General features: G+C 66.4%; 8 protein-coding genes and 1 pseudogene. 5 read left to right on the forward strand and 4 right to left on the reverse strand.

Going from position 1 to position 13,280, the window contains the following annotated elements:
* Positions 1–1,330 (forward strand): annotated as a pseudogene (locus IG75_RS40690) (hypothetical protein); the annotation flags it as partial.
* A 1,411-nt stretch (positions 1,331–2,741) separates the two neighbouring features.
* On the opposite strand, the gene IG75_RS0135250 reads toward IG75_RS40690, so the two are convergent.
* Positions 2,742–4,433: a WXG100-like domain-containing protein gene (locus tag IG75_RS0135250; protein ID WP_156059397.1), complete on the reverse strand. Its 1,692-nt coding sequence runs from the start codon at positions 4,431–4,433 to the stop codon at positions 2,742–2,744.
* 989 nt (positions 4,434–5,422) lie between these two features.
* Here IG75_RS0135250 and IG75_RS0135255 point away from each other — a divergent pair.
* The gene (locus IG75_RS0135255) at positions 5,423–6,268 is read left to right on the forward strand and encodes a 2OG-Fe(II) oxygenase (RefSeq protein ID WP_030525675.1); all 846 of its coding nucleotides are present in this window, start codon (positions 5,423–5,425) and stop codon (positions 6,266–6,268) included.
* On the opposite strand, the gene IG75_RS39480 is transcribed toward IG75_RS0135255, so the two are convergent.
* Positions 6,265–6,426 (reverse strand): hypothetical protein, encoded by a 162-nt coding sequence (locus tag IG75_RS39480; protein WP_156059400.1) that lies wholly within the window; start codon positions 6,424–6,426, stop codon positions 6,265–6,267. The two genes, IG75_RS0135255 and IG75_RS39480, sit on opposite strands and share 4 nt — an antisense overlap.
* A gap of 144 nt (positions 6,427–6,570) precedes the next feature.
* On the opposite strand from IG75_RS39480, the gene IG75_RS0135260 reads away from it, so the two are divergent.
* The 3 genes from IG75_RS0135260 to IG75_RS0135270 all read left to right on the forward strand — a co-directional run bounded on the left by IG75_RS0135260 (position 6,571) and on the right by IG75_RS0135270 (position 11,495).
* The gene (locus IG75_RS0135260) at positions 6,571–7,473 is read left to right on the forward strand and encodes a hypothetical protein (protein WP_156059403.1); all 903 of its coding nucleotides are present in this window, start codon (positions 6,571–6,573) and stop codon (positions 7,471–7,473) included.
* 189 nt (positions 7,474–7,662) lie between these two features.
* Positions 7,663–9,384 carry an arginine--tRNA ligase gene (gene argS, locus IG75_RS0135265; RefSeq protein ID WP_030525677.1) on the forward strand — a complete coding sequence of 574 codons (1,722 nt, stop codon included), beginning with the start codon at positions 7,663–7,665 and terminating at the stop codon, positions 9,382–9,384.
* 164 nt (positions 9,385–9,548) lie between these two features.
* The gene (locus IG75_RS0135270) at positions 9,549–11,495 is read left to right on the forward strand and encodes an acyl-CoA dehydrogenase family protein (RefSeq protein WP_030525678.1); all 1,947 of its coding nucleotides are present in this window, start codon (positions 9,549–9,551) and stop codon (positions 11,493–11,495) included.
* Positions 11,496–11,636: 141 nt separating this feature from the next.
* Here IG75_RS0135270 and IG75_RS0135275 read toward each other — a convergent pair whose 3' ends face one another.
* Both IG75_RS0135275 and IG75_RS0135280 read right to left on the reverse strand, forming a co-directional pair.
* Positions 11,637–12,620 carry an alpha/beta hydrolase gene (locus IG75_RS0135275; protein WP_174561241.1) on the reverse strand — a complete coding sequence of 328 codons (984 nt, stop codon included), beginning with the start codon at positions 12,618–12,620 and terminating at the stop codon, positions 11,637–11,639.
* A gap of 478 nt (positions 12,621–13,098) precedes the next feature.
* Positions 13,099–13,280, reverse strand: a 182-nt coding sequence (locus IG75_RS0135280; protein WP_030525680.1) for a DUF1330 domain-containing protein, incomplete at its 5' end; no start/stop codon positions are given.

Raw genomic sequence — 13,280 nt, forward strand, 5'->3', positions numbered from 1 at the left:
CCGCTGCCCGAACCCGAACCCGAACCGCTGCCCGAACCCGAACCACTGCCAGAGCCCGAACCGCTACCGCTGCCCGAACCCGAACCCGAACCGCTGCCCGAACCCGAACCACTGCCAGAGCCCGAACCGCTACCGCTGCCCGAACCCGAACCCGAACCGCTGCCGCTGCCCGAACCCGAACCGCTGCCGCTGCCCGAACCCGAACCCGAACCGCTACCGCTGCCCGAACCCGAACCCGAGCCGCTGCCCGAACCCGAACCTGAGCCCGAGCCCGAACCGGAGCCGGCACCCGAACCACTACCCGAGCCAGAACCCGAACCCGAGCCACTGCCAGAGCCGGAACCAGCACCCGAGCCCGAACCGGCACCTGAGCCGGAACCCGAACCAGAGCCTGAGCCACGGCCAGAGCCGGAACCCGAACCGGCACCCGAACCCGAACCGGAGCCTTTACCGGAACCCGAGCCAGCACCGGAACCCGAGCCACCACCCGAGCCAGAACCAGCACCCGAGCCACTGCCAGAACCAGCACCCGAGCCCGAACCGGAGCCTGAGCCTGAGCCACGGCCAGAGCCGGAACCCGAACCGGCACCCGAACCCGAACCACTACCCGAGCCGGAACCGGAGCCTGAACCACGGCCAGAGCCGGAACCCGAACCCGAACCAGCACCCGAACCCGAACCAGCACCGGCACCCGAGCCAGAGCCCGAACCACTACCCGAACCCGAACCACTACCCGAACCAGCACCCGAGCCCGAACCGGCACCCGAACCACTACCCGAGCCAGAACCGGAGCCTGAGCCACGGCCAGAGCCGGAACCCGAACCGGAACCCGAACCGGCACCCGAACCCGAACCGGCACCTTTACCGGAACCCGAGCCAGCACCGGAACCCGAGCCAGAGCCCGAACCAGAGCCGGCACCCGAACCCGAACCAGCACCGGCACCGGCACCCGAGCCAGAGCCCGAACCACTACCCGAACCCGAACCAGCACCCGAACCCGAACCGGCACCCGAACCACTACCCGAGCCGGAACCGGAGCCTGAGCCACGGCCAGAGCCGGAACCCGAACCCGAACCGGCACCCGAACCCGAACCAGCACCGGAACCCGAACCCGAACCGGCACCCTGGTCGTCATCGCGACGGCCCGAATCATCGCCATCACCATCACGACGGGCCGAATCATCGCCGGTCGCGGAGCCATCACCGGTCGCGGGGCCATCGGCTGTCGCCGGACCCGTCGCGGGGCCATCGGCTGTCGCCGGACCCGTCGCGGGGCCATCGGCTGTCGCCGGACCCGTCGCGGGGCCATCGGTTGTCGCCGGACCACTGACCGTCCCCGGACCGCCTGTCCCCGGACCAGCTGTCCCCGGACCGGCTGTCCCCGGACCAGCCCCTGGCCTGCCCGTACCCGTTGCCGGGGTAGCGGGCGGCGGCGTAACAGGACGCGACGACGAAGGCCCCGGATCACCCGTCGCCGGAGTCGTCACCGGACCACCACCCGTGGCCGGAACCGTCGCCGGACCATCGGCCGTCCCCGGAACCGTCACCGGACCATCGGCCGGGGCCGGGGTAGCAGGACCCGACGAAGCCCCCGGATCACCCGTGGCCGAACCACTCGTCGGACCACCACGCGTCGCCGGACCCGACGGCATCGCAGGGCCGCCTTCACCACCGGGACTACTGGTGCTGGAAGAACCACCGCGGTTGGCGAAATGCTCTTCCTCCAGACGACGTAAGTCGTCTTCTGTCCGCCGCGTCCCCTCCCCGATCGGACCGCCGGGCTCGCTGGTATCACCAGTGTTGGTGGACACGTCCGGTTCCCGCTCATCGGAACCCGGCTCATGCGACGACGCAGGACCGCCCGGCCCAGGTGACGACCCGGGCTGCGGCGAGTGCGCGGGCTGTCCATCCGCCTGCGGACCAGTCCGCTCCGGGGGCCATACCCGCACATCACCGGGTGACGAGCCATCAGGCGTATGAACCCACCTATTCGAGGGTTCGAAATAATGCCAACGCATACCAGGTGGCGGTGGAGCTGTCGGCTGTGGTGGCCGGCCTGTGGGCCTCGACGGCGCTTGACCACTCGATTGAGCCCCCGTGTCCGGGTGGCCACCCTCGTCGACTCCCCGTCGGGCGGCTGCGTCTGCGTCGAGCCCCTCGTCGAGCGCCCGTTGGGCACGTTCGGATCCGTTCCGCCGCATCCAGGGTGGGATCAGATCGGATACAAGATCTCCAACCGACCGCATAGCATCGCTGACCCCAGCCATCAGTCCCCGCGCCACTACACCCTCCAGCCCCTGAGGAAGTTCCTCCTCGTGCCCGTTCGCCCATCACGCCCAAGTTGCATCTCACGCCACTCACACTCGAGGCGGGTAGTCAGCGCGACATCACTATTCAGTGATGTCGGCACCACCGGTGGACTCGATCGAATGTGAGCGCCTCGACCAACCGACAGAACCGCGAGCTCTGTACAGACCGAAAACGCAATCGAGCATCGAGTTGCTCGTTGGCTCGCCCCATTTTGAACTATCCCCAAGGTCGGGGAACTCGAGTGGAGTCGAGGCTGTCCATATGGCGAGTCGTCGGCGTGTGCCGCCGCGGCCGAACAGGCGGGCCGCCGGCATCCCCGGTCCGATCGAAACGGCTGCAGACAAGTCGACCTGTCCGGGTGAGGCTCCTGTAGCTCGCAGCACCGGCCACACAGTGGCGTACGGAAATCGCGTCCACGCGATCGGGTCGCGTCATCCTGCCTGGGGCCGACCACCCACTGTCGACGGATCGGGATCCTTCGAGGGAGGGTCGGCGCGGACATCGCGGTCCTGGCCGTCCGACTCGCCGCTCGATGTCGGTTTCGGGGGCCCCTCGACCGCCGGGGCGAACACCTGCGGCCCCGTGCTCGGAGGGCTCTCGGGTGTCGACTGCGCCGTCCGGTCCGCTTCGCCACGGTTCCCTGTCTCCCCCACGGAAACCGCCGGCGCTTTCTCGTCGGAACGTTTAGTGGATGCCCCGACACGGGCAGCCTTGCCGCCGGCACGCGACCACGGGGTCCGTGAAGTCTTGCCGGCAGACGGTTGCTTGGCATCCGATCCGGCTGTCGGCCGCCCGGCGCCTCCCTGGGTCGATCCAGCGCCGGCCGTCGGCCGAGCGGCGCCTCCCTGCGCCTTATTCGTCGCGGCATCGGCAGAGCGCTGCTGCCCAGCCGGTGTGGCCGAGGTCTGCGATTGCGCCGACGCCGTCGCCGACGGAGTCGATTGCGCAGCTACCGTCGGAGTTATTCCGCCGGTTTCGCCGACTCCGCGCTGCGCAACTTCCGATTCGGCGCGATCCGCGCTGTGGCCCACATCATCGGTAGCACTCGATCCGCTGCCCCCACCGTGCCCGACGGAGTCGATGCCGGCGGAGGGCATGCTCATCGAGGAAACGGAAGACCCTGGCGCGCCGGCCTGAACCGTCCCGGGGGCAACGGTCTCCGGCACGCTCGTTTGGTTGTCGGGCGAAGCCGCAACAGGGGCACCCGTGTTGCTGTCCGGACGTTCTTCTCCTCGCGCCGAGGAGTCGGCGCCCGGAGCGGAGTCCGACTTCGGAGCGGCATTGGGAGAGGTTTCGGCGGTCGGCTGTTGGCTTTCCGGAAACGCACCGGGGAAGAGCACGTTCAGCAGTGGATCAGGCCGAATTTGCGTAGGCGTTTGCTCTCCGAGCGGGTCCGACCAATCGGCGGGTGTCACAGGCAACCCGGGTGTGGCGAAGTCGAAGTTATCCATCTTCTCGACGAACTTCTCGCCGTGGGACTTCATGTTCTCGGCCTGACTGTCGAGAATCCTTATGTAGCGCTGGACTTCATCGGGGTCGAGATGATATTCCCCTCCGGGGCCGGATGAAGGGACCCCTTCGCCGGGGGGACGTAGCGCGTCGCGAAGAAACAGGTCGAATTTATCCAAGAGCGGCTGGATGGCTTTCATCATGACCTCGGCCGCGATGTACCACATCAACGCCTTGATCACTTCTTTGAGTAGATAGCGTGCCGTTGCCGCGATCGCGGGGCCGGTAACCGGCCCCGCCGGAGTGCCTATGCTCGCAATAAAGCTCGCAGCGAGCGCCGCCAGTTCGATGAGCACGGCGATCTGTATCGCCTCGATGACATCTGCTGCGATATCGAGTGCTGTCGCTGCTATACCGAAGGCGGTATCCAGCTCCGACATCATTCCTTTGTGCTGCGCCCACATCACGAGAATTGCCTGGTAGGAATCTCCGGAGATGGCCGATCCCAGGGCGCCGACAGTGTTGGTTGCCTCGTCGTAGGTTTCGCGAACCTCGGTAGCGAGTTCCTCGACTGTCCGGCTCAGCTCACGTACCTGGTCCACATCTACATCCGGATAGGGAATGCCCAGGATGTTGAGAAAGAACACAACCTCGCTCGGTATGTGGATACTCAACTTCCGAACCTTCTCGCGGCGGCGTGAACTGATCCACCCGGCCGCGCTCTGTACACCAGCGGCAACGCACGGCGTTGTCCGGTGCAGCGGGACGGACTGGTCACCGACATCAGCAGCTCACCGTCGGGCCGGCCGCCCAGAGCAACGGCGCGGAGCATGGCCAGAGCTGCAGTGGCATTCGACCTCACGCACCTCGCTTCATACCGGCTCGTACAGACAGCGCGCCGAATCGCGCTACCGCCTCGACGCCCGGACAGACTACCGAACCGTCCACTCCGACGGCTCGTAGGATCAGCCGCCCGGCGCCGATTGTGCTTGGGCCGGAATCCGTCCGCGGCACTCGGGCGGGATCGACGCCGCGCGACCGATGGACGAAGGAGCGCACTCGACTCCGGGGTGGCCGGCCCGGTCCGACTGCGGCCCCGTTCGAGCCGAGCCCGGTATCGAGCCATGGCACGGTGCCGGGATTTCGCAGGTCGGGCCGGTGCATCTCAGCACTCGGTGATGATTCGATACGGGCCGTCGGGACGACACACGGGTAGGCAGTGTTTCGAACAGACCTCTCGCCGCGGGTCCGAAGCAGAACGCGCCGGAACCCGCGGAGGCAACGCGTGGACTCCGCTTCGGCAGGCCCGTTATCACCAGCACAGGGAATAGACAGGATTGCTCCCGGACCCGTCCTGCCATCCGGACATCCGACGCAGGCAGCCCGGGTCGGGTGACCGGCCCCTGGTCGGCTTCTCGCCGCCAACACGTGCCGAGCCGACCGGACCGGACCGGAAACCGCAGGCCAGGCACCGATCATCCACCAATTTCGATACCGGAGGCCAAGGCTTGGAGGCCACCTCCGTCGCGGGGCGCGAGTATCCGGTGGTGACAGGCGCTGCTCCCACCCCATCGACAGGCATCGCCGAGCGACCACCCCAATACGGTTTCGGTCGCCTGTTCACCGAGGTCGGACGTGGAAAAACTGATGTTAGTCTGCGAACATGACCGTGGCGCCGAATGATTCGTTGCGAAGCAGTATCAAGACTTGGATCAATGATCACCTCGAACAAGGCCATTCGCCCGAATCGATTATCGAATCCATGGCAAACGATGGCGTCGACAAGGATGCGGCCGCAGCAGCAGTGCATGCATTGCTGAGGGGAGAAATGCCCGACCCCTTGCCATACGAGTACGACCGGATCCCCGTCTCACCGGACCGGGTCGTTCATGTTCACGACCGTACGATCCACGCATTATTGCGCGTAGAACGGCCGCAAATGGTCTTGTTCGACAACGTTCTCTCCGCCGACGAATGCGATCAGATAATCGAGATATCAGAAAATCGATTGCAGCCCTCCGCGACTATCGATCCGGCCAGCGGCCGCTTGGAGGAAGCAGAGACCCGAACCAGCGAGAGTCTTATGCTCAGAATTTCCGAGAATCCGGTTATCGATACAGTCGACCGGCGGATCTCCGCACTGATGAACCGACCATTGGAATGCGGCGAAGGCCTACAGGTCGTACGCTACCGAACCGGAGGGCAGTACTTGCGTCATTTCGATTTCTATTCACCGAGAGACTCCGACAGCATCACCCATCTCACCGGCGGTGGTCAACGTACCGCAACCCTCATAGTCTATTTGAACGACGTCGAAGCCGGCGGCGAAACTTACTTCCCCGAGCCCGGCGTCTCGTTTTCCCCGCGCAAAGGACAGGCGGTTTACTTCCGGTATTTCAACAATCGAGGGCAACTCGACCCGGCAACATTACACGCCGGGCTTCCGGTGCTCGCCGGCGAAAAATGGATCATCAACAAATGGATGCGCCGCTATCCCGTCCCGCGCTAGCCTCGGCCTTTCGCCCGGGACCGTAGTAGTTGCTGCAGGGTGGCGAGGACCTCCAACGCTCGCCGGTATCGGCCGGCGTTGCTGTCGTCGGGTGCCTGTTCACCCGGCGGCCCCCAGGCCCCCGCGCGTGGCGCCACGCGCAGAACGGATACCACCACATGGAATACCTCACCGGGAAGCGCTTTTCGGGATGCCGATCCGATCTCGGGCGATTCGAATCCGCGCAGTGCCGGAGCACGTTTCGCCGTTCCTGGGTGGCGTCCGGCTCAACCTGCTTGAATACACGACGCTAGGCTTCGGCTGTGTGCGCAAACGGTCCGTTCCCGGTTCACCATGATCTGCTCATCTGCTCGACGATGTTGAACCCTGGCCCGAGTCTTCATTCATGGATCGAATATCACCTACGTCGGGCGGATACGATCCTGATCTTCATGGATGATCCCGGCCAACGTCCACTCTTCGAGCCTTTCGCAGTCGATGAGCGGGTCGTGTTGCTGCCGGGCCGCACCGACCGCACCGACCGCACTCCATCCGGGCTGTTCAACCGCGAGGTTGCCAATTATCAGGAGGCTGTCTCCTACGCTCTCGCCCACGGGATTTCATGGCTCATTCCCTTGGACGACGACGAGATCCTCTACGATGAAGGCGATCACAGCTGGAAAACGTCGGACAATGTGGGACACGTAACGTTCATGAATCATGAAGCAGTTCCCATGAGCCACGAGATCACCGATCGTTTCACCGAGTGCACGCTCTTCCGGCTCAACGGCGGCAGCGAGTTCATGGCGTACGGCAATGGCAAGAGCGCCGTACGCGTGACACCAGGAGTAACAGCGGGAGTACACAGCTTCCATGGGTACAAGGGAGAGCACCGCACCGTTGCCCATCCGGTGATCCTGCATTATCCGAACCCTTCGTTCCACAGCTGGGTAGAGAAATTCGGGAATTTCACGAATTTTTCCGATTTCTGGTGGGACAACCCAGACGCTCCTATCGTCATACAGTTCATGCTGCGATCCAGGGACCTGCTGCGCGCGGCCAGAGAAACCGGAAACTGGGACGAGGCCCGTGACTATTTCACCTCATGGAGTCTTGATGCCGCGACCCGTGAGCAGTTGTTGCGGACAGGAGTGTTACGGCGTTACGACCCTATGGCGGAGCCTCTCGATCGCCGGGGGGAGAGCACACCACCCGTCGGGTCGTAACCGTCTCCGGCCTCGCACACATTCTCGATCTTCGTGCGAGTGCGTCGCCCTCGACTTCCGCGGCCGTCAGCCGAGGCCGGCGAGCAGTGGGGACGAACACGGTTCCAGCGCCGATCACCCGCGACCGGCACATTCCGGGGACAGTTCCGATCGTTTCGCGCGGCACAGGGTTCGCTAGGGTTTCCCTCCGTGGGTACCCCCGAGCAGATACTGTCCGATCGCCTCGCGCACGCGTTCGCAGCCGTGGTCGGTGAACCCGTCGACCCGCTGGTCCAGCGGTCGCAGTTCGCCGACTATCAGTCGAACGCCGCCCTGGGATCGGCCAAGCGCCTCGGCCGCAAACCCCGCGATATCGCCGCCGCGGTGCTGGCGGCCGCCGATCTCGACGATCTGGTGGAGGACACCGAGATCTCGGGGCCGGGGTTCATCAATATGACACTGCGACCACAGGTTCTCGGCAGGATGATCGGCGCGGCCGGCGCCGACGCCCGCCTGGGTGTCCCACCGGTGGATCCGGAAACCGTGGTGGTCGACTATTCGGCGCCGAACACCGCCAAGGAGATGCACGTCGGACACCTCCGCAGCACGATCATCGGTGACGCGGCGGTGCGGATCGCCGAGTGGCTGGGGCATCGGGTGATCAAGCGGAATCATTTGGGCGACTGGGGTACTCCGTTCGGCATGCTCATCGAGCATCTGCTCGATATCGGCGAGGCGGAGGCCGCCGCCGAACTCTCCGTCGGCGACCTGAACGGCTTCTACACCGCGGCCCGGCGCAAATTCGACGGCTCCGACGAGTTCAAGGAGCGGTCGCGGCGGCGGGTGGTCCTGCTCCAGGGCGGTGACGAGGCCACGCTGCGGCTGTGGCGGCTGCTGGTCGCCGAATCGAAGCAGTACTTCATGAAGGTGTACGAAAGCCTCGATGTCCGGCTGGGCGAAGCCGATTTCGTCGGCGAGAGCGCCTACAACGACGAACTCGCCTCGGTGATAGCGGAATTGGACCGGCTCGGGCTGTTGCGCAGCAGCGAGGGCGCCGACTGCGTGTTCCCCGCGGGGTTCACCGGCCGCGACGGCGAACCGCTGCCCCTGATCGTCCGCAAGAGCGACGGCGGATACGGTTACGCCACCACAGATCTCGCCGCGATCCGTGACCGGCTCACCACCCTGGGCGCCACCCGGCTGCTCTATGTGGTGGGGATGCCGCAGCAGCAGCATTTCGCGATGGTGTTCACGACCGCCCGGGAGGCCGGCTGGCTCGCCCCACCGGCGCGCGCCACGCATATCGGATTCGGTTCCGTGCTCGGCGCCGACGGCAAAGTACTGCGCAGCCGGGCCGGGGGCACGATCAAACTCGTCGACCTGCTCGACGAGGCGGTCGACCGGGCCACCCGGGCGATCGCGGAGAAGAATCCCGATCTCGACGCCGGGCCCCGTGCCGAGGTCGCTCGCGCGGTGGGTATCGGGGCGATCAAATACGCGGATCTCTCCACCGACCGGCTCCGCGACTACACCTTCGACTTCGACCGCATGCTCTCCTTCGAGGGCAACACCGCCCCCTACCTCCAATACGCGCACGCCCGTATCCGGTCGATCTTCCGGCGCGGCGGCGTGACCCCCGGCCACGACGGCACTCCCGTGCAGATCGCGGAGCCGGCGGAACGCGCGCTGGCGCTCGAACTCCTCGCCTTCCCCGATATTGTCGCCGCGGTATCGGAGAGCATGGAATTCCATCGGCTCGCGAACTATCTCTACGGGCTGGCGACGGCGTTCACCGCGTTCTACGAGCGCTGCCCGGTTCTGAAATCCGATGAACCGAGCCGCGGCAGTCGCCTGGCCCTGTGCGATCTCACCGCCCGGACCCTGGCCACCGGGCTGGGCCTGCTCGGTATCTCCGCCCCCGACGAGATGTAGCGCTGTCCTGCGCGTGCCCTTCGGCCCGGCCGTAGCGCCTGCGCGGACCACCGCGTCCGCGGCCGATCGCACGTGCCGACCCTTCTCCTCATTCGGGGCTACCGGCGAGTAACAAAGACTCCTACACTCGTCTGTGACCGTCATCACTTCCGAGGAGGGCACGCATGTCCACTGCCGCGAAAGTCGACGCCACCGAGGAGCAGGCCCGGCAACTGGTCGAGGAATCGCGCGAGGTCACCTGGACCAAACCGTCCTTCGCCAAGGAAATGTTCCTCGGCCGCTACCGGGTGGATCTCATCCATCCGTTCCCCAAGCCGGGCGCGGAGGACACCGCCCGCACCGACGCGTATCTGGCGCGGCTGCGGGCCTACTGCGAGACCCTCGACGGCAGCGTGATCGAGGAGCAGGGCCGTATTCCGGAGGATTTCGTGCGCGGCCTCGCCGAACTCGGTTGTTTCGGTCTGAAGATTCCCGAGGAGTACGGCGGGCAGGGCCTGTCCCAGGTCGGCTACAACAAGGCGTTGATGCTGGTCGGCTCGGTACACGCCAGCCTGGGCGCGCTGCTGTCGGCGCATCAGTCGATCGGCGTCCCCGAACCGCTGAAGCTGGCGGGAACCCCGGAGCAGAAGCAGCGGTTCCTGCCGCGGTGCGCCCGGGGTGCGATCAGTGCCTTCCTGCTCACCGAACCCGATGTCGGCTCCGACCCGGCCCGGATCGCCAGCACCGCGACCCCCACAGCCGACGGCGAGGCCTACGAGCTGAACGGCGTCAAGCTGTGGACCACCAACGGCGTGGTCGCGGAACTGCTGGTGGTGATGGCCCGGGTGCCCAAGGGCGACGGACACCGCGGCGGTATCTCCGCCTTCGTCGTCGAAGCCGGCAGCGAGGGCATCACCGTGGAACGCCGCAACTCCTTCATGGGTCTGCGTGGTCTCGAGAACGGCGTCACCCGCATGTACAACGTCCGGGTGCCCAGGGAGAACCTGATCGGCCGCGAAGGCGACGGATTGAAGATCGCGCTCACCACACTCAACGCGGGACGGCTCGCGATTCCGGCGCTGTGCACCGCGGCGGCCAAATGGTCGGTGAAGATCGCCCGCGAATGGAGCACGGCCCGCGTGCAGTGGGGACGGCCGGTCGGTGAGCACGCCGCGGTGGGCGCCAAGGTGTCCTTCATCGCCGCGACGGCCTACGCCTTGGAGGCGGTACTCGATCTCTCGGCGACCATGGCCGACGAAAACCGCAACGACATCCGTATCGAGGCGGCGCTCGCCAAGCTATGGGCCTCGGAGATGGGCTGCCGGATCGCCGACGAACTCGTGCAGATCCGGGGTGGCCGCGGTTACGAGACGGCGGCGTCGCTACGGGCCCGGGGCGAGCGGGCGGTCGGCGCCGAACAACTGGTCCGCGATCTGCGGATCAACCGCATCTTCGAAGGCTCCAGCGAGATCATGCGGCTGCTCGTCGCCCGCGAAATGGCCGACGCGCATATGGCCGCCGCCGGAGCACTCGTCGACAAGCACGCGGAGTTCAAGGAGAAGGCCAAGGCGGCGGCGGGCGCCGGCGGCTTCTACGCCAAATGGTTCCCGCAGTTGGCCGTCGGACCCGGTACGGCACCGGCCGGGTTCGCCGATTTCGGTCCGCTGGCACGGCATATGCGTTTCGTCGAGCGGATGGCACGTAAACAGGCCCGCGCGCTGATGTACGGCATGGCGCGCTGGCAGGCGAAGCTCGAGTACCGGCAGGTGTTCCTGGGTCGTCTCGTCGATATCGGCGCGGAACTGTTCGCGATGTCGGCGGCCTGTGTACGCGCCCAGGCCGAGCGCGCCGACGGCACCGCGGAAGGCGAAGCCGCCACCGAACTGGCCGATGTGTTCTGCCGGCAGGCCCGGATCCGGGTGCGGCAGCTGTTCGACTCGCTGTGGGAGAACACCGACGACGAAGACGTGCGCCTGGCCCGCAACCTGTTCGAGGGCCGCTACCGGTGGGTCGAGGAGGGCGCGCTCGACCCGAGCGAGGGCACCGGGCCGTGGATCGCCGAGTGGCAGATGGGCCCCTCCACCGAGGAGAACCTGCTGCGGCCGTGGCTCCGGGTGGGCGCACTGCACTGACCGGTCACCGCGACGACCCCGAGCGAGCCGGCGCGATCATCGGGCCCGCGGTAGTGCGCACGGCGGACCCGGTGCCTCGCCGGCCGAGGTACTTCCCGCTCGATCGTGCCGGCAGGGGCGCACTCACCCGCGTGCCGGCCGTCAGCCCGCGCCGAGCGCGTCCAGGATCATCGGCCGTGCAGTGGTGATCGCCTGCTCCCAGTAGGGCCAGGTGTGGGTGCCGTTGACGAGGTCGACGCGGGCCTGGATCCCCAGCGCGGCGAGCCGGTCGCGGAAGATCTGCGCGGCCACTGTCGCCAGGGCCTCCAGGCCCATCGCGTTCACGGTGTTACCGACGCCGTGCGGCAGGTCGGGCGCCCCGGGCACACCGTTACCGGCCCAGATGTACATCGGCAGGCCGCGCAGCCGTTCGGCCTGCACGGTCGGGTCGTTGCGGTGCCAGGCCGGGTCACCGGCCGGACCCCACATATCGTCCACATTGAACCTGCCCTCGTCCCACAACGCGGCGCGGACCGCTTCGTTCCACATCGGGAATGTCGGATTCAGGAATCCGGAGAACGATCCGGCGAACTTGAACTGGTCGCGGTGATGCGCGGCGAGGGCCAGCGCCGCCCCACCACCCATGGATGCGCCCACGATGGCGTTATTGGTGCGCGAGACACCGTATCTGGCGAGGAAGGCCGGCAATTCCGCGGTGAGGAAGGTTTCCCACTTGTACGTCGTGGCCTGGCCGTTCGTACTGCTCGGCCGGTACCAGTCGGCATAGAAACTGGAATGCCCGCCGACAGGGAACACCAGTGTCACATCGTCTCCGGCGAACCGCCGCAGCACATCGGTATCGCTGGTCCATTGATTGTGGTCGTGGGGTGCCCGCAGGCCGTCGAGCACATAGAGCGCCGCCCGCCCGCCGCGCGCCGCCCACTGCACCTGGACCTTGATCGGTCCCATATCGGACGGCACCACGAGTTCCTGGTACCCACCGGCCGGGGCCCGTAGCGCCGGCGCACCGATCGGCGCCGCACCTGCCACCGCACCACCGGCACCGGTGGCCAGCACCAGCGCCGCTACGAACGCACCGAGCCTCCGCAGCCGCCCCCACGCGGCCCGCCGCTTCTCCACTGCCACCCCGTATCTTGTCGTCGGTCTCGAACCGTGCCGCTGAGCAACGCTACCGACAAGATCCGCACGACGACCGCACGAGGCTTCCCATGAATCGGAAGACAGCGGACAGCGAAACACCGCGCCGTCCGTACTCGAGTCCGTGGACGGTCCCGACAGCGGAGATCGAAATTTGCCGCGCACCAGCCGCTTTTCACATCCCCGCACCCCACCGGCCAACCGATCCACCGCTGAACAACCGACTGAATCGAAGGCGCCGACAATCCAGGCCAGGGTCCGACCATCGAGCCTGCGGCCTCGTCGGCCGCGCTCGGTGATCGAAACTCCGGCTTCTGATGGCGCACGGGTGTCCGTAACCGATGCACTCCTGAACAGGGTGGACGCAGACCTGTACGACAAGCATCCTGTTCTGAACAGGGGCTCGGTAGTAACTGCCGAAGAACCGAGAGGGTGGAGTTTCGGCGAAGATCCGAGTGGACCTCGGTCAGTCGATGCCTTCGACAATGCGGAAGTCGCGCTCGAAGCCGTCGGGGAGTTCGGCCAGCGCTTCCTGGTAGGCCGCGCTCCCGCGTGCGGCGACGGCCTGTTCGAAGCTGTCGAACTCGATCAGGACGACGCGCTCGGCGATTCCGGCTTCGTGTGCGTCGACCCGGCTGCCGACGCTGG

Origin of the sequence: Nocardia rhamnosiphila NBRC 108938, from assembly GCF_000720425.1 — a bacterium.
Classification (GTDB): domain Bacteria; phylum Actinomycetota; class Actinomycetes; order Mycobacteriales; family Mycobacteriaceae; genus Nocardia; species Nocardia rhamnosiphila.

Bases quoted from the DNA above. Each gene is read 5' to 3' on its own strand.
- IG75_RS0135255 (WP_030525675.1), top strand. From the start codon at position 5,423: ATGACCGTGGCGCCGAATGATTCGTTGCGAAGCAGTATCAAGACTTGG.
- IG75_RS0135270 (WP_030525678.1), top strand. From the start codon at position 9,549: ATGTCCACTGCCGCGAAAGTCGACGCCACCGAGGAGCAGGCCCGGCAA.